Origin of the sequence: Alkalibacterium olivapovliticus (genome assembly GCF_003003275.1) — a bacterium.
Classification (GTDB): Bacteria; Bacillota; Bacilli; order Lactobacillales; family Carnobacteriaceae_A; genus Alkalibacterium; species Alkalibacterium olivapovliticum.
Map to the genome: position 1 here is coordinate 16,766 of NZ_PVTO01000012.1, position 26,151 is coordinate 42,916.

Consider the following 26,151-nt stretch of genomic DNA (forward strand, 5'->3'; position numbering starts at 1 on the left):
GTTAAGAGTCAGTTGAAGTGAGGATTGTAATCATGAAAAAGAAGTTAGCATTAGCGTGTACCGAATGCGGATCAAGAAACTACACGAAAGAAGTAGGCGACAAAGTCCGTACGGAACGTCTTGAAATAAAAAAATATTGTCGCTACTGTAAACAGCACACACTGCATAGAGAAACAAAATAAACAGATTGAACGACAGGACTAGGACCGAAAGGAGCTCTTCATGAATAAAGTAAAGACATTTCTGGGTGAAGTAAAACACGAACTGAAAGAAACAACTTGGCCTAAAAGAGACGCAATGAAGAAAAATACAGCAACTGTATTTGGCGTAATGGCATTCTTCGGTGTATTCTTTTACGCAGCTGATTCAGTGATCACCTTTTTATTGAATATAATTTGACAGACCCTGAATCCAGTGGTAATTTACCTTTGTGCGTGATATACTACGTAACGAGAGCTGACGAAAAACCTTTCTTCCAATTTAATGGAGAAGGTTTTTTTAGTATGAAAAAATAAACCAATTAAAAGAAGGAGTCTATTATGAACGAATTAGAAACATCAAAAGCCTGGTATGTGCTTCACACGTATTCCGGTTACGAAAATAAAGTCAAACAGAATCTGGAATCTCGTGCAAGAAGTATGGGAATGGAAGAACATATCCTACAGGTCATTATTCCTGAAGAAGAAACAACAGAAGAAAAAGATGGCAAAACAACTGTAGCCACTGAAAAAATATTCCCTGGGTATGTCCTGGTGGAAATGATTATGTCTGATGATGCGTGGTACATCGTCAGAAACACACCTGGTGTGACTGGGTTCGTCGGATCACATGGAGCAGGAAGCAAGCCGTCACCATTACTGCCTGAAGAAATCGACCAGATTTTGCGCAGCATGGGTATTAACCCACGTAAGATCGAAATGAATGTTGAAGTAGGCGAACGCATCAAAATCGTCGGTGGAGCCTTTGCTGGAATGGAAGGAACGGTTACAGAACTGGAAAGCGAAAAAGGAAAAGTCAAAGCATCTGTTGAGATGTTCGGCCGTGAAACAAATGCTGAACTGGATTACAATCAAATCTCTAAGCTGGATGACTAATTAAGTATTGCAAAATTGAAGCGTGAGTGGTAGACTAAGCCAGTGCGCCCTGTATACGTATGCGTATTTAGTGTGCATGGAAATAGGTGGGAGAGGAAATTTTAACCTCATTTAACCACTCGCGGACAAAAATCAAGGAGGTATGTCTCGTGGCAAAAAAAGTAGTAAACCTTGTGAAACTGCAAATACCTGCAGGGAAAGCTAACCCAGCACCCCCAGTAGGACCTGCATTAGGACAAGCTCAAGTAAACATTATGGGATTCTGTAAAGAGTTTAACGCTCGTACAGCAGACCAGGCAGGAATGATCATTCCTGTAGTTATTTCAGTATATGAAGACCGTTCATTTACATTCATCACTAAAACACCACCTGCAGCAATCTTGCTTAAAAAAGCAGCTGGCGTTGAGTCTGGTTCTGGAGAACCAAACACTAAAAAAGTGGCATCTGTAACTAGCGCTCAAGTAAAAGAAATTGCTGAAACAAAAATGGAAGACCTAAACGCAGCTTCAGTTGAAGCAGCAATGCGCATGGTTGAAGGTACAGCACGTAGTATGGGATTCACTATCGAAGGGTAATGAATTTCACCCCATTGCTTGCTGCCTCCGCAACCACGGAAAAGTGACCCTTTTCTGACAAGCTGTAAAGACAACGCGTCTTTACACTATTGCGGAGATCAAGTGGGAGGTTAAACCGTTAATACCACAATAAGGAGGAAATAATAATGGCTAAAAAGAGTAAAAAATTCGCAGCTGCTTTGGAAAAAGTAGACCGCGAGAAAAAGTACGACGCAAAAGAAGCATTAGAATTAGTTAAAGAAATCGACTATGCTGGTTTCGACGCTACCATTGAAGTAGCATACAGACTAGGTGTAGACCCTAAACAAGCTGATCAGCAAATCCGTTCAGCAATGGTATTACCACATGGTACAGGTAAAACTCAAACAGTTATCGTATTTGCAAAAGGTGACGCTGCTAAAGCTGCAGAAGAAGCCGGAGCAGATTTCGTTGGCGACAGCGATCTTGTAGAAAAAGTACAAGGTGGATGGTTAGACTTCGACGTAGTCGTTGCTGCACCAGACATGATGGCTGAAGTAGGTAAACTTGGACGTGTCTTAGGACCTAAAGGGTTAATGCCTAACCCTAAAACAGGTACTGTAACACCTGATGTTGCAAAAGCTGTTAACGATATTAAAGCGGGTCAAGTCACTTACCGTGTTGACCGTCAGTCAAATGTACATGTACCAATCGGTAAAGTATCATTTGATATCGAAAAACTGCAAGAAAACCTGGCAGCTCTTCACGACGCTATCGTGAAAGCTAAACCTGCAAGTTCTAAAGGTGTATACATCAAGAACATGGCAATCGCCAGCACATTTGGTCCTGGAGTTAAAATCGACACAGGAACAGTTCTTAAATAAAAAATGTTAATTTCTCTTGACCTGCAGGGTGTGGCTTGCTATACTTATGCAGGTTAAGGTATTAACTTTAACTGAATACATTGATGAATGACAGTTATACCGGCCTTGAAGGAGACTTTTGGACCATTAAATAACTAAATAATACCGAAGACAGTATGTGGCGCAAGCCTTAATATCATACCGAGGATAAAGTGATGAATAATCAACTTACACTCTCTCTATGTCTACGGTGACATGGGGTTTTTTTATACCAATTATTTCGATTAGAAATATGCCGTAAAAATTTAATCCTCATTTCAATCGATCAGGAGGTGAAACATCAATGAGTAAACCAAGTGTCATTGCAAAAAAAGAGGAGATCGTTAAAGATCTTACGAAAAAATTTGAAGATGCACAAGCAGTAGTCGTAGTTGATTACCGTGGACTGACAGTAGGCCAAGTAACTGAATTACGTAAGCAATTACGTGAAGCAGGGATCGAAATGCGCGTACTGAAAAATTCTATGTTGCGTCGTGCTTCTGAAGCTGCTGGATTATCAGAATTAGTAGATGTCTTCAGAGGACCTACAGCTGTAGCATTCAGTAATGAAGAAGTTGTAGCACCTGCTAAAATCATCGCAGAATTTGCGAAAGATGCAGCAGCACTTGAAATTAAAGGTGGCGTCATCGAAGGTAAAGTTGCCAGCGTTGAGCAAATCAACAAAATTGCAACACTTCCAAGTCGCGAAGGCCTACTTTCAATGCTATTATCTGTACTTCAAGCACCAATCCGAAACACTGCTTTGGCAGTCAAAGCCGTTGCAGAGAAAAAAGAAGAAGAGGAAGCTGCATAAACACGCAGTCGAGTCGACTAGCAGTCAGCTATACACTAGTACAGCCGCCTGAAAACCAAACACACACTATTAAATTAAATGGAGGAAAACAAAAATGGCATTAGATATCGAAAAAATCATTGCTGACTTGAAAGAGTCAACAGTTGTTGAATTAAATGATTTAGTAAGCGCAATAGAAGAAGAATTTGGCGTTGAAGCAGCAGCACCAGTAGCAGCAGCAGGAGCTGGAGCAGCAGCAGCAGCAGAACAAACTGAATTTACAGTAGAATTAACATCTGCTGGATCAGCTAAAATTAAAGTAATCAAAGCAGTTCGTGAAGCTACAGGTCTTGGCTTGAAAGAAGCTAAAGCATTAGTAGACGGCGCACCTTCAGCAATCAAAGAAGATATTTCTAAAGAAGATGCTGACGCATTGAAAGAGAAATTAGAAGAAGCTGGAGCTTCAGTAGAAGTTAAATAATTTTAGTTTTCTAAAATTATCCTTTTAAATAAACCCCTTTGTTGTGATCTAATTATGACAAAGGGGTTTTTTGCATTCTACTATTTTGTGTCATTTTGAAGATTGTATAGGAATAGGGCTTTAAATTTGATAAAATATGTCTTTGAACGTATTAATTCAGATTGTCTACCAGAAATGGATCGAAAAGAGGAAAGGACGAGGAAAATGAATAATGAAAAATATCCTCAGCGAATAGATTACGGTGTCATTTTATCAGTCATGTTATTAGCCATTATCAGCATACTGTCGATTTACTCCACTACTGTACTGATTCAAGATGATTCGATAGGGATGACGATCAGGCAGGTTTTATGGTATGGAATAAGCGCATTGGCTGTGTTTATCATCATGCAGTTTGATTCTGAGCAGCTGTGGAAGATGACCACCTACTTGTATATAGTGGGTATTATAATTCTTCTGCTTACGCTAGTGTTTTATGATCGAAACATTGCCATGGCTACGGGAGGCAGGCGTTGGGTAAGGTTAGGTCCGCTGGGCACTATTCAACCGTCAGAATTTGTTAAAATTCCTTATATATTGATGTTAGCCAAAATCGTCACGAAACATAACAGCACATTTAAAAACCGTGACTTTAATACAGATTTCGTATTATTAGGAAAACTGGCATTTTTTTCACTGGTCCCCATTGTTTTAGTGTTTATGCAAAACGACTTGGGTACAGCGCTGGTTTACACGTCAATAGTTATTGGAGTCACCTTGCTTTCGGGTATTAGGTGGCAGATTTTACTCCCTGTTTTTCTGGTTATTTCCACCATCGGACTGACACTTATCGTTCTGGTCGTTTACAACCGGGAGTTTTTATTGAATACTGGATTGTTCAAGCCGTATCAGTTTGCCCGTATCGATACCTGGCTGAATCCTCATCAGGGAACGAGCGGAACGTCTTATCAAATTGTACAGGCGTTTAAAGCTATTGGATCCGGTGGAGTTTTTGGAAAAGGCTTTGGCGTAAGTGAAGTATACGTACCCGTTAGAGAGTCAGATATGATTTTTGCAACGATTGGCGAAAATTTCGGCTTTGCCGGCGGAGCGTTTTTGATATTCCTTTACTTTGTACTGGTGTATCAGATGATCAAAATCGTTTACGATACGAGAAATGAATTTTATGCGTACATCGCAACAGGCGTTATTATGATGATCGTCTTTCACGTACTTGAAAATATTGGAATGAACATCGGGTTGCTTCCTATGACAGGGATTCCGCTGCCTTTCGTTTCTCAGGGGGGATCTTCCTTACTTGGTAACATGATGGGGATTGGTTTGATCATGTCGATGAGATTCCATCATAAATCCTACTTCTTCTCTGGAGAAGGCGAAGAATTCCATCCAGGAGCATAGAAAGTTAAACGTAAGAGAGGACTGGCAGTATGATACGTGAACGGATAAAATATGTAGATAAATTGATTGTCGTGCCTTATCTTGCGATGACACTTTTCAGTATTATCATGGTATACAGTGCAAGTAGTTACAGTGCGTTAAATGATTACGGGAACCCGCATTATTACTTACCCAGACAGTCCGTTTATGTAGTGGTTGGTTATGTTGTTTTTTTAATAGCCTTTTTCTTTCCTATAAAACTGCTGAAAAATAAAAAGCTGGTGATATGGGGGATAGCCATTACAACGGCGTCGCTGATGGTGCTTCTTGTTTTCGGGAGAGAAATATACGGTGCCAGACGATGGATCGAAACCCCTTTTTTCAATATTCAACCGGCTGAATTTGCCAAGTTTATGGTCATCTGGTATTTAGCTTACATTTTGTCGAAAAAGCAGCAGAAAATTAGTGAGAACTTTTTCAATGCGATCGGAGCTCCGCTCATTCTGGTCTCCTTTATTGTCCTGTTTATCTACATTCAACCGGATACCGGTTCGTCATTCATCATTGTCCTGATTGGGGCGATCATGATCTTTGCCAGTGGGGTCTCTCCGAAACTCGGATTCAGTTTCGGGCTTGTGGGAGTGATTGGATTGCTGGGACTGTCTCAACTGATCAGGACGTTTGGCACGCGGCTTTTTTTCCTGAATGAATACCGCTATAACCGGTTCCTGGGTTTCTGGGATCCGTTCACTCTGGCTGAGGGGGCCGGCATGCAGCTGGTACACTCCTATTATGCGTTAAGTCGAGGCGGACTTTTCGGTGTAGGGTTTGGGAATAGTGTTCAGAAAACGGGATTCTTACCATTCCCCTATACGGATTTTATTGTGTCGATTATCGGAGAAGAGTTTGGTTTGATTGGGATTCTTATTCTGCTGTCTACCTTTACGTTGATGGCATCCCGCCTCTTTCTGACCTCTATTCGTTCAAACAATTCGTTTGACTCGCTCCTGTGTATCGGCATCGCAACGATGTTCATGGTTCAGGCCTTCATCAACTTAGGTGGAGTTATTGGGATCATGCCCATTACCGGTCTGACGTTTCCATTTATCAGTTTCGGCGGATCGAGTATGATTGTCTTGTCAGCATCGATAGGGTTAGTAGCAAATGTATCGGCACGAATCAATTACAGAAAAGCGAACACACTAAACGAGAGAAGGTAGTCAGCCATGCGTTTATTTATCAAGCAGCAGGTGTTATCTCTCAACGATCGTTTTACAGTCAAAGATGAGAATGAAACAGACCGCTACTTTGTAGAGGGAGAGTTTCTCACGTTCGGAAAAAAGCTCAGAGTATACGATCAGCACAACAAAGAAGTACTCTATATCGAACAGAAGCTCTGGAAGCTGATGCCTGAATTCGATTTGTTTGTCGATAATGAGAAGGTAGCAACCATAAAAAAAGAATGGGCCTTCTTCCAGAATAACTACACGATCCACGGGCAGGAATGGGATATTGAAGGATCTGTCATGGCTCATGATTATGTCATCAAGGATCAGGGAAATGTTATCGCAGATATCAATAAAAAATGGGTCTCATGGGGCGATACTTATGAAATCACTATTCACGAAGAAAAGAATGTGGTGTTATTGCTTGGAACAGTCATTGTCATTGACTGCGTTATATCCGCGGCTAGAAACAGCAGTTCAGCAGCGCACTAAAAAAGAATCCGGATCAAGTGAGAAATCAACTTGATCCGGATTCTTTTTTTCTGATTCATGCAGTTCGGGGTCTTAACGTTTCGCGTCTGGCTAAAAACAGCAGACACAGATTGACGCAGTGGAAAATCAGTGCGGTAAAGAAAGCCAAGGCGTATGTACCCGTAAAGTCATAGACATACCCGACGACGGCCATGGATAAGGCGCCACCGACACCTGACACGAAGGATAAGATAGGGTAGATGCGGACGTATAAAGCTCTTCCGAAAAATTCAGTTGTTAAAAGAGGCAGGGCAACTGCCGGAACTGAAAAGACAGATCCGAAAACGAATGCGCCGAAAATCTGAATGACCGGATGGCTAAAGGTCAGCAACAGAAAAATCCCTAAAATATTGATGCAGATCATCAATGTGGTCGATTTGACAATTCCCAGGACGTCGCTGATCGATCCAATCAGCAGTTTGAATGAGATATTTCCGACCATTACAGCTGACAACATGACTCCACCTACTTGGGAAGACAGCTGGTTAGATTCGGCAAATCCCGGTAGATGCTGAGAGATACCCGTAATCGATGTATGCAGCAGGCCAATCAGTGCGATAAAAACAAATGACTTTTGAGTAAACGAAAAATTAGTCCAGTTTGCTTTTTTAATAACTTTTCGTCTGGATTCCTCACTTTCGTCATACCCGTAAGGCAGGTACCCGTCCTCTTTCGGATCGAGAGAGTAACGGTAGAGGATGGCGGGTAAGGCCAGAAGAAACATGACGAGGCCCATGGCGATAAAACTGTTTTCCCAGCCGATCTGAGCAATCAGAGACGTAAAAACAGGTGAGAAAATAGCCCCGGCGATGCCGCTGAACCCAAATGACAGGCTCATTGCTAGGCCTTTTTTCTTTTCAAACCAGTTATTAACGATGACGGATAAAGGCACCATCGCGTATAAACCGGCTCCGATTCCTCTTAAGGCGCCCAGCACATAAAAGACCCATATGGTAGTGGTAAAGGCCATCAGCATCGTCGAGATGGAGGCTAAGAGTACAGCGCCGGTCAGCAGCGGTTTCCATCCAAACCGATTCAGTAGAGGCGCGAAGTAAAGAGAGACAAAAGCCAGTGCGAGAGAAGAAATCGTCGCATGCATGGCAAATGTTCCCCGGTAGATATCTAAACTTTCAGATACGGGCGTATAAAAGACGCCGATGACATTCAAGTTGACCCCAATCGCACTGGCGGACATCCCACAGCTGATAGCGAGTACCAGCCAGTGCTTTAAAGATTTGGACGGGTTTTCCATTAAGTCTATCCCTCTTTTCTAAATGTATTAGGTGTAGCTAGTATACTAGTTGAACTGAATGAAAGCAAAAGCATAAACAAAGGCTGAAAAGACTATTGCTTTTTATTTTGTGTATTGGTACACTATTTAAAGCAAAGCTCCTTTAATTCTATCCCGAGAGGTAGAAAAGGATGGAAAAACGTCATATATCCAGTTGTTTACAAGACTAGACCACCTCTCTGAAGAAGAGTGGAGGCGTCAGTAAAAAAGTGGATTCCATCTTATCCTAAAGGTCCTTTTGCATAATGTAAAGGGCATTTTTTTATGCCCTGAAAACACAAAAGAGAGGGCGATTAGTTATGGCAATACAGCAGAGACCATTGATTTTAGATGTGGAGGACAAACCGGCAGTAGTGAAAGGCTTATTTTTGAGTCTTCAACACGTATTTGCCATGTTTGGTGCCACTATCCTAGTACCTATTTTACTTAATATGCCTGTTTCCGTCGCGCTGTTAGCCAGTGGAGTCGGAACGATCATATACCAGATTGCAACCAAAGCGAAAGTACCCGTCTACCTTGGGTCATCCTTTGCCTATATTGCCGCGATGCAAATCGCTATTGAGCAGATGGGCGGGGACATCAGTGCGGCTCAGACAGGGGTCATCATGGTGGGATTAGTCTACATACTAATTGCGTGTGTAATCAAGTACACCGGAACAGCCTGGGTAGACAAAGTTCTTCCGCCAATCGTCATCGGGCCCATGATTATTGTTATTGGTCTTGGACTGGCAGGGAATGCGGTCACGAGTGCCGGCCTAGTCATGGATTCTGACTGGCGCACGATTTTCATAGCCATTGCTACATTCTTGATTACAGCTTTCGTGAATACAAATGGAAAAGGGTTCTTTAAAATCATCCCCTTCCTGACTGGGATCGTTGGAGGGTACATCATTGCGATTCTCCTGGGAGTCGTTGACTTCACCCCGGTAATGGATGCCAACTGGTTCTCTTTACCGCAGTTTTATCTGCCATTTGAAACCAATACATTTGACAACTACACCTTCTACTTCGGTCCTGAAACATGGGCACTGCTTCCAATCGTACTCGTAACAATTGCGGAACACATCGGAGATCACTCGGTGCTGGGTAAAATATGTGACCGTGAATTTCTGAAAGAACCCGGACTACAGCGCACACTGATTGGTGACGGAGCGGCAACAGCTGTTTCAGCATTTTTCGGAGGGCCGGCAAATACGACATATGGAGAAAACACCGGAGTTATTGGGATGACACGTATCGCGTCTGTATCCGTTATTAGAAATGCGGCATTCATTGCCATTATCCTAAGCTTTATGGGTAAATTTACTGCTTTGATTTCTACTATACCCGGCGCAGTACTGGGGGGCATGTCTATACTGTTATACGGAGTCATCGCCAGTAACGGTCTGAAAGTCATGATTGAAGATAAAGTGGACTTCAATCAGTCGCGTAATCTGATCATTGCCAGCTCGATGCTGGTTGTCGGATTAGGTGGCGCAGTCATCGACATTGCGGGACTCGTTACGCTGTCCGGTACTGCATTAAGTGCTATCATAGGGGTTATCTTGAACCAGATTCTGCCGAGAGAAGAAGCAGATTACCAACCGGAAGTTTAAGAGAAGAACTGGTCGTACGGTTAACGCCGTATCTTCAATACAATAGGTACTGAACAGTCCAGTCTGCTTCTGATGGGGATTTTGCAGACAGCACACGAATCAACTCTTCAGCGATTAAATACCATTACAGCATCTTTGTTTAAGTCTGCATAATCAGCTTAGATAAAAGATGCTGTTTTTTTATTATTTCATCTCAAGGTTTGGTATAGTAGGTTAATAATGGTGAGAACAAATACTGGAGGGCTATCTGATGATGACTGGCTTATCTGAGAGGGACTGATTAACATAGAAAAGAACACGCCTTTAACGAATCCGTATCTAAACAAAGGAACAGCTTTTACAGTAGTGGGACGTGAAAAGTATGGCATGAATGGGCTGTTACCATCCAGAGTCGAAACGATAGATGAGCAGGCAGACAGAGTGCTGGCTCAAGTCGATGAGCTGGCAGATGCCTATAATCAGCACCGGTTCTTGATGTCGATCTACTCAACGAACCGAACACTATTTTTCAACGCAATAAGTCGGGATGTCAAAAAACTGCTGCCGGTTATTTATACGCCAACAATTGCTGAAGCAGTTAAGAAGTTCAGTCAGCATTACTTTAATCCTAAAGATGCTGTTTATTTATCAGTTAATGAGCCTGATCAAATCGAGCAGGTTTTAAAAAATGGAGCTGCCGATTTATCCGAAGTGAAGCTGATGGTCATCACAGATGGAGAAGGCGTCTTAGGTATAGGTGACTGGGGAATCAACGGAGCAGCCATTTCGATCGGCAAATTGGCAGTGTACACTGTTGCTGCTGGGCTGGATCCTAGTGAAGTGCTGCCTATAGTGATCGATGCAGGGACAAATAATCAAGCTTTGCTGGATGCACCAAGTTACCTTGGGCTCAAAGAGCAGAGGGTGCACGGTGAAGAATACCTCCACTATATTGACCAGTTTGTACAGACAGCTGCACGTCTATTTCCGAATGTCCTCTTTCACTGGGAAGACTTTGGAAGAGAGCATGCTGATGTGATTTTAAACACATACCGTCAGACGCTCTGCACGTTTAATGATGATATTCAGGGAACAGGGATCATGATGGTCGCAGCATTGAACTCAGTTGTAAAAGTAACGGAAGCGCCTTTATCTGAGCACACTGTATTAATATTCGGAGCAGGGACTGCGGGTATTGGTATCGCGGATACGATTTACAGTGAACTGGTGAATAAAGGCCTGGAAGCTGAAGAGGCAAAAAAACGCATTGTCTTATATGACCGATACGGATTGATCCACTCAGAACAGAAAGAACTGACTTCAGGGCAGAAACGATATGCTGTCGATAAAGACAGTCTAGCTAGTATCCCGGGGAATCTACTAGAAACGATTCATTTAATCAAGCCGACTGTACTGATTGGTTGTTCCGGTCAGACGGATGCGTTCAGTGAAGAAGTCGTTAAAGCGATGCAGACACACACCAATCGTCCAGCAATCTTCCCTATTTCAAATCCTTCAGAGTTAGCTGAAGCTAAAGCAGAGGATATCATCAAGTGGACCGATGGGAACGGCTTAGTTGTAACAGGGAGTCCAACAGAACCCATTGTCTATAAAGGAGTCACCTATCAGATAGGGCAGGCAAATAATGCACTGCTGTATCCAGGACTTGGACAGGGTCTGATCATCACCCGTGCCCATCACGTGACAGATGGAATATTGCTGGCCGCGGCACACTCAGTAAATGAAATGCTGGATCTGAGCAAACCAGGAGAAGCCTTGCTGCCTGATGTAAGCAAACTGAGAGAAGTGTCTAAGCTTGTTGCTACTGCTGTCATCACAAAAGCAGTTGAAGACAAAGTCAGCAGAGTGCCCATAAAAGAACCAGCTGAAGCGGTTGAAGAGAGTATCTGGGAGCCTGTTTATAAGTCTGTTTAACAGCTAGTTCTAAAAGTGTTTAATAACGTAATAAATTGATTTAAAAAGGCGGGGTAACTTGAAAAAGAGAGTAGAAAAAGATGCATTCGGTGAAATTAGTGTACCAATGGAGCATAAATGGGGAGCACAGACTCAAAGGAGCCTAGGCAATTTTCCAATTGGAAAAGAACAAATGCCGATGGATCTGATATATGCCTACGTCATGATAAAAAAAGCGGCAGCGCTAACAAATGCTGAGTTGGGTCTGCTGTCTGCTGATAAAGCAGAAACGATTGCTTTAGTTTGTGACGCTATTCTTGAGGGCAAATGGGACAACGAATTTCCGCTGGCTGTCTGGCAGACGGGAAGTGGAACGCAGACAAATATGAATGTGAATGAAGTGATTGCTCACCTGGCTAATGAAGAAAAGCCATTAAATGTTCATCCGAATGATGACGTCAATATGGGTCAGAGCACGAATGATACCTTTCCCACTGCTATGCAAATTGCAGGTGTCCTGCAGATCAAGGAACGCTTATTGCCAGTATTGACTGCTGTTCAGGAGACACTGAAAGAACTGGAAGACAAGTTTGCACACACAATCAAAATCGGACGGACTCATCTTCAAGATGCAACTCCGTTGACGTTTGGCCAGGAAATTAGTGGCTGGAGAGAAATGTTCCATCAGAATGAACTGATGATGAAACAGGTACTTGACCCTTTGCTTCGCCTGCCTCTTGGCGGGACGGCAGTAGGGACCGGACTCAATACGCATCCGGAATTTCCATCCAGAGCGATAGACAAAATCAGTCAATATACAGAGGTGTCGTTTAAAGAAAGCCCCAATAAATTTCATGGCCTATCCAGTAAAGATGCTTTTGTTTTTGCGCATGGGGCTTTAAAAGCACTGGCAGCCAACGCAATGAAATGTGCGAACGACATCAGATGGCTGGCCAGCGGACCACGAAGCGGCTTAGGAGAAATTTCTATTCCGGCGAATGAACCAGGCAGTTCGATCATGCCGGGAAAAGTCAATCCGACTCAGGCAGAAGCACTGACGATGATCTGTGTGCAGGTGATGGGAAATGACACGACGATAGGTGTTGCAGCGTCTCAAGGGAATTTCGAGCTGAACGTCTTTATGCCGGTGATTGCGTATAATTTTCTGCAGAGCATCACCTTACTAAGTGACAGTTTAGACTTGTTCAATGAAAAATGCTTAAAAGGGCTCACAGTTGAAGAAGAAAGAATGAACCAGCTTGTCGAGCAGTCTCTCATGCTTGTAACGGCCTTGTCGCCTAAGATAGGTTATGACAAAGCGAGCCAGATTGCCAAAAAAGCACATGAAGAAAAGCTGACACTGAAAGAAGCTGCTGTCCAGATGGGTATACTGACGGAAGATGAATTTGATACTTATGTAGATCCAAGGAAAATGGTTTAACTGAAAATAGAGCAAGTCTCTGAAAAAAGGATTATAGATGTAGATAGTGGACTAGAATTGTAGTGTCATGCTGTCCGTAGTATACTAAGAATAAGGATTAACTTAAAAAAGAGGGTACTAAATATGACTGATCACTATTTTACATCTAAACCGAACGCTGAAAAAGATGAAAAAGAGATAAACGCGACACTCAAAGGCAATGACCTGAGGTTTATTACGGATGCAGGTGTCTTTTCGAAAGACCGCGTGGATTTTGGTTCACAGGTCATGATCGAATCGATCGAGGATTCCTGTTTTCCTAATAAGAGAGTGCTGGATGTTGGCTGCGGATACGGACCTGTTGGTTTATCTTTGGGAAAAGCCAATCCGACACTGGACATCGATATGATCGATGTGAATGAGCGCGCACTGGAACTGGCTAAAAAGAATGCGAGCCTGAATGGAATAGATAATGTGTCCATATTCGTATCGTCCATCTATGAGCAGGTCAAAAAAGAAGATTACGGGGTAATTATTTCTAACCCGCCAATCAGGGCAGGGAAAGAGACTGTCCATAAAATAATCATAGACGCAAAGGACCATTTGGTCGAAGGAGGTATACTCATTATTGTCATACAAAGGAAGCAAGGCGCACCAAGTGCCAAAAAGGTAATGGAAGAGACTTATGGGAATGTCGTTAGAATAGCTCTGGACAAAGGGTACTGGGTACTACAATCACGAAAAAACTAAAAGTAGTAAAAATTTATGGTAAGTCAAAAAGATATTTATAGTCTAATAGCCATTTCAATTCGGTTTTTTCTGCTGAGTTGGAATGGTATTTAATTTACAAAAGTTTAAAGTGGATTTTATAGTGCCCACTTCAATAACATTCAATAAGTTGTTGCAATTTTATGTCGTTCAACAGTTTCGAAGAAAGGTTTAGACTATGTATATAGTGATAGTGCTTACAAAGGAGGAGGGACAGTTTTGAAGAAGAGACAAGTTACATTACACGAGTTACTAAAAAAGAATATAGGATATAAAACGATAAGGTACTACTCACATTACTTGAATGTCTCTGAAAGAACAATTCACACAGATTTAAAGACTTTAAATAGCTATTTTGAAAAAGAAGGATATGTTTTGGTAAAAAAACCTTCTGCAGGTATAAAATTGGTTAAAGATAAAGAAAATCCAGAAAATAGAGTACCAGATTGTGAAAGTAATGAATTTAGTCCTATGGTTAGAAGAAGAAAGATGCTCCATATGCTAATATTTAAGAACGAAATATTAACATATGAATCTATGTCAGAAATGTTTCACGTCAGTCAGTCATCGATAAATAGCGATATTAAATATATTAATAACCTTTTGAGCAAAGATGCAAATATCCAACTTACTAGCGATGCTAAGGGAACTCGTTTAATTGCGAAAGAGAGTCAGATTCAATCAGCTCAAATTACGTTCAACCACTGGATTATAAATGAAAGTGAAGGCTATATTAATGAAAATGATTTTGAAAAAAACAAAGAAATATTATCAGAATATTACGGAGAAGATATTGTAAATGCTTGTAGCAGAGTGTTGTACGAGTATATAACCAGGGATGCTAATGCAATAGGAGAGCACTATGTTTTTAATATACTAAATGTTCTTATGGTGTTGGTTCATAGATCAATTTTCGGGGAACATATAGAAGGTGAATTTGAAAACCATACTACAGCTGATTCAGATTATTACAACGGTGCGGAACAATTACTAGATAAGCTGTCTTTAAGATTAAATTTTGAAATTTCATCGAGCGATCTTATATATCTATCTAGCCATCTACTCTCTAATAAGTTTGAATTAATATCTAATCAGGAGCATTTTGATTATCTTGCTGAAGAAGTAATAGCAAAAGTAGGCAAACTTGTTGATATTGATTTAAGTAAAGATGAGCAATTATTCGAAAATCTCAAAAAACATATTCCTCCTATGGTTTATAGACTGAGAAGAGGCTTCTTGCTAAAAAATCCTTTTGTACATCAAATAAAAAGAGAGTATTCAGTCTTATTCAATTTAGTTTGGGTAACTTTCTCTGATTATGCAAATGAATTGAACATCAAATTTAATGAGGATGAAGTCGGGTTTTTATCCATTCATTTTCAATCAGCGATTGAACGCTCTAGAGTTAGCAAAAAAATACTTGTAGTATGTCCAACTGGAGTCGCGACCTCTGAGCTGCTAGTTAATAGGATATCGAATATATTACCATCTTTTACAACAGTAAAAGTTGCTTCTATTAGAGAAATGACTGACATGCATCTTGAAGATATCGATCTTATAATATCTACAGTAGATATAGACGTAGATGAGGTTAAGCTAGTGGTTGTCTCTCCTTTGTTGAGTAATGAGGATGTACAGAACATACAAAGTATTTTTAATGATGAATTTGTTTTAAGTAAGGACTTTGATAAGAATAATATTAAGTTGAACAACATCATCCCTTATCTGCAGAAAGAATTTCTTTATTTGGGTACTAATTACAATAAAAGAGAAGACTGCCTAAAAGAAATTTGTAAAGGCTTACTGGATAAAAAAATTATAGATTCTGACTTTTTGGAAAGTGTTTTGAGGAGAGAACAAATTAGTGGTACTGATTTACCTACTGGTGTAGCGATTCCACATGGAAGTCCGAAATTTGTAAAGAAAACTAGAGTAGTATTTATAGTGAACAATAAGTCGATTAAATGGTGCCAGCATTCAGTTAAGTTGATAATATTAATTTGTGTAGCTGAGAAGGATATAAAAAAAATAAAAGATATACTCTCAGACATATATCAAATTGTTAAATCATCAGATTTTGTCACTTTAATTCAAAATGTAGAAGATAAAGATGATTTCTTGAATGTGCTAAAAGGAGAATGAAAATGGAAAATTCTATTGATAATATAATTTCAAAAGATTTAATTAAACTGGATCTTAATGCTAAATCAAAACAGGAGGTGATTGGGTGGATTGTTGATGCAGCAAGAGGAAAAGATTATCTTAATGACATCACTGAGTTTAAAAAATCAGTAATGAGTAGAGAAGAGGGTATGCCAACTGCAATAGGTTATAGTGTGGCCATTCCTCATGGAAAAGATAATTCAGTACAAAAACCATTTGTAGGATTTGTGAGAACAAATGAAGAATTTGTATGGACAGAGAATTATGAAGAAAAAGTACAGTTGGTTTTTTTAATAGGGGTTCCGGTAGAAAACGAAAATAATATCCATCTGAAATTCATTTCATTACTAAGTAAAAAGTTACTTGATGAAGAATTTAGAGATTCACTTTTAAGTTCAGATGATCTTAATGAAGTTTATGACATACTAAATTCATAAAAAACAAGGAGGAAAATTATGAAAATTGTTGCCGTTTCAGCTTGTCCAACCGGTGTTGCGCATACATATATGGCGCAGGAAGCTATTGAAAAAGAATGTAAAAAAAGAGGATACGATATTAAAGTAGAAACTCAGGGAAGCATGGGTATTGAAAATGAATTAGAACAAATTGAGATAGACGATGCTGATGTATTGATATTGGCCGTTTCTATTGGTATAGAAGGTGAAGAGAGATTTGAAGTGAAAGAGCAGGAAGGAAAAGTATTACAAATAGATCCTGGAGAAGCTATAAAGCACCCTTCAAAAGTAATTGATGATGCTGAAAAAATAAAATAGGAGGATAAAATCTATGAATAAAAAAAGTAACATCTTGAATGACCTGCAAAAGGCTTTTAATACAGGTGTTTCATATATAATTCCTGTTGTAGTAGTTGGAGGATTATTTTTGGCAATAGCTCTAGCAACAGGGGAAGCCACCCCAGAAGGAATGGTCGTAACAAATCAATTTATGCAAAATATTCTTGATATAGGTTCAGCAGGATTTGCAATGATGATACCAATCCTTGCCGGTTATATAGCATACTCTCTAGCCGGCAAGCCCGGACTAGCCCCGGGTATGATACTGGGGTTTGTAGCTAACAATCCAATTGGTTCATCTCAAGTTCAAACCGGATTTTTAGGTGCAATGTTATTGGGAGTTGCTTCTGGGTATTTAGTAAGATGGTGTAAGACTTGGAAGGTACCAAAAACAATAAAAACTATTATGCCTATTTTAATTGTACCAGTTTTTGTAACATTTGTACTGGGTATGTTGTATATATATGTAATTGCGGTTCCTATTGGTACTGCTATGGATTGGTTAGTAGAGGTTCTGAGCGGGATGCAAGGAACTAGTGCTATCTTACTGGGAGCGATAATTGGTGCTATGACTGCTATTGATATGGGGGGGCCAATTAATAAGACAGCAACCGCTTTCACACTAGCCTTAATGGCTGAGGGTATTTATGCTCCCAATGGAGCTCATCGTGTAGCAGTAGCTATTCCACCACTTGCATTAGGAATATCTACTCTAATATCAAAACGTAAATATACATTAGCAGACAAACCGTTGGGTACTTCGGCTATATTTATGGGATTAATAGGAATTACAGAGGGTGCAATACCTTTCGCAGTTAAAGATGTCAAAGCAGTTCTTCCATCAATAATGGTTGGTAGCGCTGTGGGTGGAGCCTTAAGTATGATGAACAATGTAGAGGCGCTGGTACCTCATGGTGGGTTAATAATCCTACCTGTAGTGAACGGGCGTATGTGGTTTGTTATATCAATGTTCGTGGGGGTTGCCATTTCAGTTGCAATGCTACATTTCTTAAAAAAAGATATAGATTTAGTGGATAACGAAACTAGTAAGTAAAATTCAAATAATAGGAGAATGATTATGAATAAACTATCACTTTCAAAAGTAGTTAAAGGTATTTTAGAACTACAAGATATTGGAGAGAGTACGACCATTTTAGGTATTGGTCCAATGTCTAAAAATGCAATTCAAGCTGCTTTAGAACTATCTAAAAACGATGATTATCCAGTTATGTTTATAGCAAGCCGTAATCAAGTAGATTTGGATGAATTAGGTGGAGGATATGTTAACGGATGGAATCAATTTACATTTAAAAAAGCTGTAGAAGAAGTAGCTCGTTCAATTAATTACAATAATTACTACTATATGTGTAGAGATCACGGTGGGCCGTGGCAACGAGATGAAGAAAGAAATTCTCATTTAGAAGAAAAAAAAGCAATGGATATTGCAAAAAAATCTTATATAGCTGATATTGAGGCTGGATTTGATTTGTTAATGATAGATCCTACAAAAGATCCTTTTGAAATGGGCAAAGTTATTCCTCTAGATGTGGTTATTGAGAGAACGTTAGAATTAATAGAATTCTGTGAAAATGAAAGAATTGAAAGAGATTTACCTGAGATTGGATATGAGGTAGGCACTGAAGAAACGAATGGTGGATTAACGACAACTGATACCTACGAAAAGTTTATTATAGAATTACAAAGCAAGTTAACAGAAAGAAAGCTTCCGATGCCAGTATTTATTGTTGGTCAAACAGGTACCCTAGTTAAAAAAACAATTCAAGCAGGGACTTTTAACTTTGAGAATGCTCTGGAGTTATCCCGTATGGCAAAACAATATGGAGTAGGACTTAAGGAGCACAATGGAGACTACCTTGATGACGTTAGTCTGCTTGAACACAAACCAGCTAATATAGCTGCTACAAATGTTGCTCCACAATATGGAACTGAAGAAACTAGAGCATATTTGAAATTATATGAGTTAGAAAAAAATTTGGTCAAACACAACTTAGTGAAAGATCCTTCGAAACTTAAAGAAGTACTGCTACTTCATTCAATAAAAAGTGAGCGTTGGAGAAAGTGGATGGTAGGAGATCAAAAAGAGTTAACAGTTAAAGAAATTCAAGCTGATAACGATTTGTCTCTACAAATACTCGATATTGCGGGACACTATACCTTTAATAATAATGAGGTTAAATTGGAAATCGAGAAATTATATACTAATTTAACGTTAAACAATATTAATGGTAAAAGATTTGTAATAGACCACATTAAGAGACCTATTAGAGATTACGCTGAGTCATTTAATTTAAAAGGAGCTACTTCTAGGATAAATAACATACTAACAAAATAAGTTTAAGTTATAATGACAGGGTAAAGATAACCTTTATCCTGTTTGTTTTATATTATAGAAAAATAGTAGCTAGGGGTGATGATTTTGTGTGGAATTTTATATTTGATTTAGATAATACATTATATGATCAATTTATACCATTCAAACAAGCATTTGAAATTTGTTTTAAAGATACTAAAATAGATAGTAGGCAATTGTACGAGCGAAGTAGGTTCTATAGCGATAATGTTTTCAATCTTACTGAATCAGGGGAGTTACCTTTAGTAGAAATGCATATCTACAGAATAAAAAGTGCAATGAGCGATTTTAATTTAGCCATTACGGATTTTGAAGCGCTACAATTTCAAAAAAGTTACAAAAAATTCCAACAAGAAATTAAATTATTGGATGAGTTTGAAAATGTACTAAATTTTGTTTGTAGAGCAAATTTGAAAATTGGAATAATTACCAATGGACCAAAATATCATCAAAAAAAGAAAATTGAACAATTGAAACTTAAAAAATGGATTGCAAAAGAAAATATAATTATTTCAGGAGAAGTTGGGCAATCTAAACCAGGCAAAGAAATTTTCAAAATTGCTGAGAATAGAATGAAATTAAAGCCTGAAGAAACTTACTATATCGGCGATTCGTTTGAAAATGATGTCGTAGGTGCAAAAAGAGCTGGGTGGAAATCTATTTGGATGAATCATTACAAAAAGAGTTATAACTCTAATATATTGCCAGATTATACGCTTACTGATAACAAAGAAGCATTAGAATTAATAAAAAAAATTTGTAATGCAAAATAAAATTATAATACGAAAGGATTGAAGTTAATTGTTCGATAAAATAGATCAAATGGCTGTTGATACAATTCGTACCCTAAGTATAGATGGCGTACAAAAAGCAAATTCTGGACATCCCGGGTTACCAATGGGAGCAGCACCTATGGCGTATACGCTATGGACACGTCACTTAAATATCAATCCAAATAACTCCAGATGGTTCAATAGAGATCGTTTTGTATTATCTGCAGGTCACGGGTCAATGCTTTTATACAGCATGCTCCACTTGTCTGGATTTGACGTAACGATCGATAACCTGAAGAACTTCCGTCAATTGGAAGGCAACACTCCAGGACATCCGGAAGTACACATTACTGATGGTGTCGAAGCGACAACTGGACCTTTAGGACAGGGCATTGCAAACGCTGTAGGAATGGCTATGGCTGAAGCACACTTAGCAGCTACCTATAACAAAGAGGACTACGGTATTGTAGACCATTACACTTATGTTCTATGTGGAGACGGCGATCTTCAGGAAGGTGTTTCTCAAGAATCTTCTTCTCTGGCTGGCCACTTAAAATTAGGTAAATTGATCATGTTGTATGATTCCAATGATATCCAATTGGATGGTCCAACATCGAATGCATTTACTGAAGATGTCGGCAAGCGTTTTGAAGCTTATGGCTGGGAACATATTCTGGTTGAAGACGGTAATGATTTAGAAGCAATCGACCAAGCTATTCAAAAAGCTAAAGAAAATACCGACCAACCTTCTCTGATCGAAATCAAGACAGTTATCGGATTTGGTGCAACTAATGCTGGTACACACAATGTTCACGGTGCACCACTTGGACCTGAAGGTGTGGAAGCTGCCAAGAAAGCTTATGGATGGGAAGGCGAAGACTTCTTCGTTCCTCAAGAGGTCAAAGATCGCTTTAAAGAGCTTATAATCGATAAAGGTGAAAAAGCTGAAGCTGAATGGAACTCATTAGTGACAGATTACCGTAACACTCACTCAGACCTTGCAGCTCGTTTTGATTCTGCACTATCAGGAGAATTACCTGCAGACTGGGATAAAAACTTACCAAGTTATGCTGAAAGTGATGGTTCTGCCGCTACTCGTTCAACAAGTGGAGAAGTATTGAATGCCATTGCTAAATCTGTCCCTAATTTCTGGGGTGGTTCAGCTGACTTATCTGGATCCAACAAAACAATGATCGATGATGTTAAAGACTTCCAGGCAGGACAATACGACGGACGCAATATCTGGTATGGTGTACGTGAATTTGCAATGACTGCTGCTTTAAACGGAATTTTACTGCATGGCGGAACTAAGTCGTATGTGGCTACATTCTTCGTCTTTACTGATTACCTGAGACCGGCTGTTCGTTTAGCTGCTTTGTCACGTATCCCGGCTATCTATGTTATGACTCATGATTCAATAGCTGTTGGAGAAGATGGACCAACACACGAGCCAGTTGAACAGTTGTCAAGTTTCCGTGGTATGCACAACCTAACCGTTTTACGTCCAGCTGACGGAAACGAAGTCGCTGCTGCATGGGAAGTGGCTGTTACTTCTACAGACAGACCTACAATGCTTGTATTGACTCGTCAGAACTTGCCTGTATTGCCAGGAACTCAAGCTTCTGCTCGACAAAACGTTAAAAAAGGTGCCTATGTTCTATCTGCATCTGATAAAGAAACACCAGATGGTATCCTGATCGCAACTGGATCGGAAGTATCATTAGCTGTTGAGGCTCAAAAAGAATTGAAAACGCAAGGACACGATGTATCAGTTGTCTCAATGCCGAGTTTTGATTTGTTTGAACTTCAATCAGATGACTACAAAGAATCAGTATTGCCTTATGCTGTCAAAAACAGAGTAGCTATTGAAATGGGCTCTTCATTCGGTTGGCATAAATATGCCGGTCCAGAAGGAAAAGTTTTGGCTATCGATAAGTTTGGTGCAAGTGGTAATGGCGAAGCAGTGGTTGAAGCTTATGGCTTCACACCTGAAAACGTCGTAAACACTTATTTATCAATTAATTAAAATTTTGAATTAACTAAGTTTACAACAAATAATACATTGCAATAGTAGAGGACTTTCTTAATTAAAACAGAAAAGCTCATCACTGTCTCCAATAAGTGGTGAGCTTTTCTGTTTTAATTATGTTATACCTTGACTTCCACTTGCTTTTTATGTAAACTTAATAGACGCTAAATAAAGTATGAAAAAGAAATTCGTGCGAAATATTGTCCGTACGCGATTTTTGAAGCCAAACAAAAGAATGTGTGATGATCCAGGATGAATCTTTCACGACTCTTTTGTATTTTTTTTGGTCTAAAATAGGGTAAACCCTCACTTTTTAATCGAATGATAATAATTGCAACACAATTGTAATATATTATTATTGGTTGAAAGTGTGCATGATTTAGATCGATACAGTGCTTCTGATTATGACAACTAGTGATTATTTTATGAGGGGTGAAGAGGTTGGCAGGCCAAGACGTAAAATACGGCAAGCACCGTACACGCAGAAGTTATTCACGAATCAAAGAAGTATTGGAATTACCGAACTTAATCGAAATTCAGACAAACTCTTATGACTGGTTTTTAAAAGATGGATTGAAAGATATGTTCAAAGATATCTCTCCCATTGAAGACTTTACAGGAAATCTTTCACTGGAATTTACAGATTATCAATTACAGGAACCTAAATACTCAGTAGATGAAGCGAGACAACACGACTCAAACTATTCTGCACCTTTATATGTAAAGTTGCGTTTAATCAACAAAGAAACAGGTGAAGTGAAAGAGCAGGAAGTGTTCTTCGGCGATTTCCCACTTATGACTCATCAGGGTACATTTATCATTAATGGTGCGGAACGTGTTATCGTTTCTCAACTTGTTCGTTCACCTGGTGTTTACTTCAGCCCTAAAATCGAGAAGAACGGCATGGAAGGATTCGGCTCTACAGTCATTCCTAACCGTGGCGCATGGCTTGAATATGAAACAGATTCTAAAGGTCTATCAAACGTACGTATTGACCGTACGCGTAAAATTCCTTTAAGTGTACTCGTTCGTGCATTAGGATTTGGATCTGACGATGAGATTTTAGACATTTTTGGACAGAATGACAGCTTGATGGCAACACTTGAAAAAGATGTGCATAAAAACATGTCTGATTCTCGTGTTGAAGAAGCACTGAAAGATGTTTACGAACGTCTTCGTCCAGGAGAACCTAAAACAGCAGATTCTTCTAGAAGTTTACTGACAACGCATTTCTTTGATCCGAAGCGTTATGACTTAGCTCGCGTCGGACGTTACAAAATGAATAAAAAACTAGACCTTAAAATCCGTTTGATGGGACTTACTTTAGCAGAATCACTTGTTGACAGTGAAACAGGCGAACTGTTAGCTAAAGAGGGCACATTGATCAACCGTGAAGTGATGAATGAATTAGGCCCGCATATCGATAACGGTCTGAACGCCGTTACACTACATCCTTCTGATGAAGGGGTTGTACCGGAACCGATTGATTTACAAATCGTAAAAGTATATTCACCTATGGACAGCGACCGTGTGGTCAATGTTATTGGTAATGCTTATCCGGATCGTGAAATCAAATATATTATTCCAGCAGACATGATTGCTTCAATGAACTACTTCTTCAACCTGCAGGAAGGTATCGGGGAAACTGACGATATCGACCACTTAGGTAACAGACGTATCCGTTCAGTTGGCGAACTGCTGCAGAATCAATTCCGTATCGGATTATCCCGTATGGAGCGTGTGGTACGTGAACGTATGTCTATTCAGGACACAACGACCACAACACCACAGCAGCTGGTTAATATCAGACCTGTTGTTGCTTCTATTAAAGAGTTCTTCGGATCATCTCAGTTATCTCAGTTCATGGATCAGACGAATCCACTGGGTGAGTTAACACACAAACGTCGATTATCTGCACTTGGACCCGGCGGACTGACACGAGACCGTGCCGGTTATGAAGTACGAGACGTTCACTATTCCCACTATGGCCGTATGTGTCCGATCGAAACGCCTGAGGGACCGAATATTGGACTGATCAACAGTTTATCCACTTATGCGAAAATCAATGAGTTTGGATTTATTGAAACACCTTACCGTCGAGTAGACAAAGAAACAGGCAAGGTTACAGCTCATATCGATTACCTGACAGCTGACGAAGAGGACCTGTTCGTCGTTGCCCAGGCAAATGCACCATTAAATGAAGATGGGTCATTTGTAAATAATCTGGTACTGGCACGTACTAAAAATAATAATGAAGAGCTTGATGCTTCACTGATGGATTACATGGACGTTTCACCTAAGCAGGTTGTCTCTGTAGCGACAGCAAGTATCCCGTTCCTTGAAAATGATGACTCAAACCGTGCGTTGATGGGTGCGAACATGCAGCGTCAGGCGGTTCCGCTGATTCAGCCGGAAGCACCGCTTGTCGGAACAGGTATCGAGCACACAGCAGCACGAGATTCTGGAGCAGCAATTATTGCTAAAAACTCTGGAACTGTTGAATATGTTGATGCTAAACAAATCAGAGTCAGACGTGAAGACGGCGGACTCGACAGCTACCTTATTGCAAAATTCAAACGATCAAATGCAGGAACATCTTATAACCAGCGCGCCCTGGCACGTCACGGCGATAAAGTGGATAAAGGTGACATCCTGGCAGACGGACCGTCTATGGAAAATGGAGAAATGGCATTGGGTCGTAACCCATTGATCGCCTTCACTACATTCGACGGCTATAACTTTGAAGATGCCGTTATCATGAGTGAACGACTAGTGAAAGATGACGTTTATACGTCTATTCATATAGAAGAATTCGAATCAGAAGCGCGTGATACTAAGCTTGGACCTGAAGAGATCACACGTGAATTGCCAAACGTCGGTGACGACGCACTTAAAGATCTGGACGACCGTGGCATCATCAGAATCGGTGCGGAAGTTCAGGATGGCGATATCCTCGTAGGTAAAGTAACACCTAAAGGCGTCTCGGAACTGTCTGCAGAAGAAAAACTGCTGCATGCAATCTTTGGTGAAAAAGCCCGTGAAGTCAGAGATACTTCTTTACGCGTACCACACGGTGGCGGCGGAATCGTTCATGACGTTAAAATCTTCACGCGTGAAGCTGGAGACGAATTATCTCCTGGTGTAAACTATCTTGTTCGTGTCTTCATTGTTCAAAAACGTAAAATCAACGTTGGAGATAAAATGGCTGGACGTCACGGTAACAAGGGTGTTGTATCCTTGATCTTACCTGAAGAAGATATGCCTTTCCTTCCGGATGGTACACCTGTTGATATCATGCTGAACCCACTTGGGGTACCATCACGTATGAATATTGGACAAGTTATTGAACTGCATATGGGAATGGCGGCACGTAAGCTGGGCATTCACATTGCAAGTCCTGTATTCGATGGAGCGAATGAAGAAGAAGTATGGGAAACTATCAAAGAAGCAGGTATGGATGACGATGCTAAATCAGTATTGATTGATGGCCGTACCGGCGAGCCATTTGATAATAAAGTATCTGTAGGCGTCATGTACTTCGTTAAACTGGCGCACATGGTTGACGACAAACTCCATGCCCGTTCAACAGGTCCTTACTCACTTGTAACGCAGCAGCCACTTGGTGGTAAAGCGCAGTTTGGTGGACAGCGATTTGGAGAGATGGAAGTATGGGCACTTGAAGCATATGGTGCTGCTTATATCCTCCAGGAAATCCTGACCTACAAATCGGATGACGTTGTCGGACGTGTTAAAACTTACGAAGCGATTGTCAAAGGGGAAACCATTCCAAAACCTGGTGTTCCTGAATCATTCCGAGTGCTGGTTAAAGAGCTTCAGTCATTAGGGCTGGACTTGAAAGTGCTGGATATCGATCACAAACCAATCGATCTGGAAGACTCAGATGAAGATGACGAGTTTGGAAATGTTGATTCACTAGAAAAAATGAAAAAAGAGCAAGATGAAAAACGTGCTGAAGAAGCAAGAGTGAAAGAAGAACAGGCACTTGCTGAAAGTGAACTGGAAGCACAGGAACAAGAACTGGAGCAAGACTAAGGTTAGACTGGATGAAACGAGAGAGTCGGGAAATTAGACCTGACCTCTCCTTCGTCTTTGCGCA

23 protein-coding genes and 1 other annotated feature are annotated in these 26,151 nt (G+C 40.2%); of the genes, 22 read left to right on the plus strand and 1 reads right to left on the minus strand.

The genetic code is table 11. From position 1 onward, the window contains the following. Window positions 1-29: 29 nt before the first annotated feature. From rpmG to CLV38_RS07305, 10 genes are all read left to right on the plus strand, one after another. Window positions 30-182 carry a 50S ribosomal protein L33 gene (rpmG, locus tag CLV38_RS07260; protein ID WP_211295435.1) on the plus strand — a complete coding sequence of 51 codons (153 nt, stop codon included), beginning with the start codon at window positions 30-32 and terminating at the stop codon, window positions 180-182. A gap of 40 nt (window positions 183-222) precedes the next feature. Further along, on the plus strand, window positions 223-399 hold the full coding sequence (gene secE / locus CLV38_RS07265; RefSeq protein WP_106193431.1) for a preprotein translocase subunit SecE: 177 nt from the start codon (window positions 223-225) through the stop codon (window positions 397-399). A gap of 140 nt (window positions 400-539) precedes the next feature. Continuing rightward, complete coding sequence (gene nusG / locus CLV38_RS07270) at window positions 540-1,094, plus strand: transcription termination/antitermination protein NusG (protein ID WP_106193434.1); 555 nt, start codon at window positions 540-542, stop codon at window positions 1,092-1,094. A 149-nt stretch (window positions 1,095-1,243) separates the two neighbouring features. Then, window positions 1,244-1,669: a 50S ribosomal protein L11 gene (gene rplK / locus CLV38_RS07275; protein WP_106193437.1), complete on the plus strand. Its 426-nt coding sequence runs from the start codon at window positions 1,244-1,246 to the stop codon at window positions 1,667-1,669. A gap of 146 nt (window positions 1,670-1,815) precedes the next feature. Then, window positions 1,816-2,511, plus strand: coding sequence for a 50S ribosomal protein L1 (gene rplA / locus CLV38_RS07280; RefSeq protein WP_106193440.1), 696 nt, complete (start codon window positions 1,816-1,818; stop codon window positions 2,509-2,511). Window positions 2,512-2,637: 126 nt separating this feature from the next. Next, window positions 2,638-2,767: a sequence feature (ribosomal protein L10 leader region), on the plus strand. A 66-nt stretch (window positions 2,768-2,833) separates the two neighbouring features. After that, window positions 2,834-3,343 (plus strand): 50S ribosomal protein L10, encoded by a 510-nt coding sequence (rplJ, locus tag CLV38_RS07285; protein ID WP_106193443.1) that lies wholly within the window; start codon window positions 2,834-2,836, stop codon window positions 3,341-3,343. A gap of 94 nt (window positions 3,344-3,437) precedes the next feature. Next, window positions 3,438-3,803 carry a 50S ribosomal protein L7/L12 gene (gene rplL / locus CLV38_RS07290; protein WP_106193445.1) on the plus strand — a complete coding sequence of 122 codons (366 nt, stop codon included), beginning with the start codon at window positions 3,438-3,440 and terminating at the stop codon, window positions 3,801-3,803. 204 nt (window positions 3,804-4,007) lie between these two features. Beyond that, window positions 4,008-5,201, plus strand: a complete 1,194-nt coding sequence (locus CLV38_RS07295) for an FtsW/RodA/SpoVE family cell cycle protein (RefSeq protein WP_106193448.1) — start codon at window positions 4,008-4,010, stop codon at window positions 5,199-5,201. 29 nt (window positions 5,202-5,230) lie between these two features. Next, on the plus strand, window positions 5,231-6,400 hold the full coding sequence (locus CLV38_RS07300; protein WP_106193451.1) for an FtsW/RodA/SpoVE family cell cycle protein: 1,170 nt from the start codon (window positions 5,231-5,233) through the stop codon (window positions 6,398-6,400). Window positions 6,401-6,406: 6 nt separating this feature from the next. Next, complete coding sequence (locus CLV38_RS07305) at window positions 6,407-6,898, plus strand: LURP-one-related/scramblase family protein (RefSeq protein WP_106193453.1); 492 nt, start codon at window positions 6,407-6,409, stop codon at window positions 6,896-6,898. 55 nt (window positions 6,899-6,953) lie between these two features. Here the strand turns inward: CLV38_RS07305 and CLV38_RS07310 are convergent, their stop codons facing one another. Beyond that, entirely contained in the window at window positions 6,954-8,189 is a 1,236-nt protein-coding gene (locus tag CLV38_RS07310) for an MFS transporter (RefSeq protein WP_106193455.1), read from the minus strand. A gap of 338 nt (window positions 8,190-8,527) precedes the next feature. On the opposite strand from CLV38_RS07310, the gene CLV38_RS07315 reads away from it, so the two are divergent. From CLV38_RS07315 to rpoB, 12 genes are all read left to right on the plus strand, one after another. Beyond that, window positions 8,528-9,823, plus strand: coding sequence for a uracil-xanthine permease family protein (locus tag CLV38_RS07315; RefSeq protein ID WP_106193458.1), 1,296 nt, complete (start codon window positions 8,528-8,530; stop codon window positions 9,821-9,823). A gap of 285 nt (window positions 9,824-10,108) precedes the next feature. Further along, window positions 10,109-11,737, plus strand: a complete 1,629-nt coding sequence (locus CLV38_RS07320) for an NAD-dependent malic enzyme (protein WP_281260048.1) — start codon at window positions 10,109-10,111, stop codon at window positions 11,735-11,737. 58 nt (window positions 11,738-11,795) lie between these two features. After that, window positions 11,796-13,157: a class II fumarate hydratase gene (fumC, locus tag CLV38_RS07325; protein ID WP_106193463.1), complete on the plus strand. Its 1,362-nt coding sequence runs from the start codon at window positions 11,796-11,798 to the stop codon at window positions 13,155-13,157. A 123-nt stretch (window positions 13,158-13,280) separates the two neighbouring features. Next, window positions 13,281-13,886: a class I SAM-dependent methyltransferase gene (locus CLV38_RS07330; protein WP_106193466.1), complete on the plus strand. Its 606-nt coding sequence runs from the start codon at window positions 13,281-13,283 to the stop codon at window positions 13,884-13,886. Window positions 13,887-14,123: 237 nt separating this feature from the next. Further along, entirely contained in the window at window positions 14,124-16,046 is a 1,923-nt protein-coding gene (locus CLV38_RS07335) for a BglG family transcription antiterminator (RefSeq protein WP_106193469.1), read from the plus strand. Between the two features lie 2 nt (window positions 16,047-16,048). Further along, window positions 16,049-16,504: a PTS sugar transporter subunit IIA gene (locus tag CLV38_RS07340; RefSeq protein ID WP_106193471.1), complete on the plus strand. Its 456-nt coding sequence runs from the start codon at window positions 16,049-16,051 to the stop codon at window positions 16,502-16,504. 18 nt (window positions 16,505-16,522) lie between these two features. Then, complete coding sequence (locus CLV38_RS07345) at window positions 16,523-16,840, plus strand: PTS fructose transporter subunit IIB (protein WP_106193473.1); 318 nt, start codon at window positions 16,523-16,525, stop codon at window positions 16,838-16,840. A 13-nt stretch (window positions 16,841-16,853) separates the two neighbouring features. Beyond that, entirely contained in the window at window positions 16,854-17,915 is a 1,062-nt protein-coding gene (locus CLV38_RS07350; protein ID WP_106193476.1) for a PTS fructose transporter subunit IIC, read from the plus strand. A gap of 24 nt (window positions 17,916-17,939) precedes the next feature. Beyond that, window positions 17,940-19,214 (plus strand): class II D-tagatose-bisphosphate aldolase non-catalytic subunit, encoded by a 1,275-nt coding sequence (locus CLV38_RS07355; protein WP_106193478.1) that lies wholly within the window; start codon window positions 17,940-17,942, stop codon window positions 19,212-19,214. 86 nt (window positions 19,215-19,300) lie between these two features. Beyond that, window positions 19,301-20,005, plus strand: coding sequence for an HAD family hydrolase (locus CLV38_RS07360; RefSeq protein WP_106193481.1), 705 nt, complete (start codon window positions 19,301-19,303; stop codon window positions 20,003-20,005). Window positions 20,006-20,033: 28 nt separating this feature from the next. Further along, the gene (gene tkt, locus CLV38_RS07365) at window positions 20,034-22,031 is read left to right on the plus strand and encodes a transketolase (protein ID WP_106193483.1); all 1,998 of its coding nucleotides are present in this window, start codon (window positions 20,034-20,036) and stop codon (window positions 22,029-22,031) included. Between the two features lie 444 nt (window positions 22,032-22,475). Continuing rightward, window positions 22,476-26,087: a DNA-directed RNA polymerase subunit beta gene (gene rpoB, locus CLV38_RS07370; RefSeq protein WP_170068843.1), complete on the plus strand. Its 3,612-nt coding sequence runs from the start codon at window positions 22,476-22,478 to the stop codon at window positions 26,085-26,087. Window positions 26,088-26,151 lie beyond the last annotated feature (64 nt).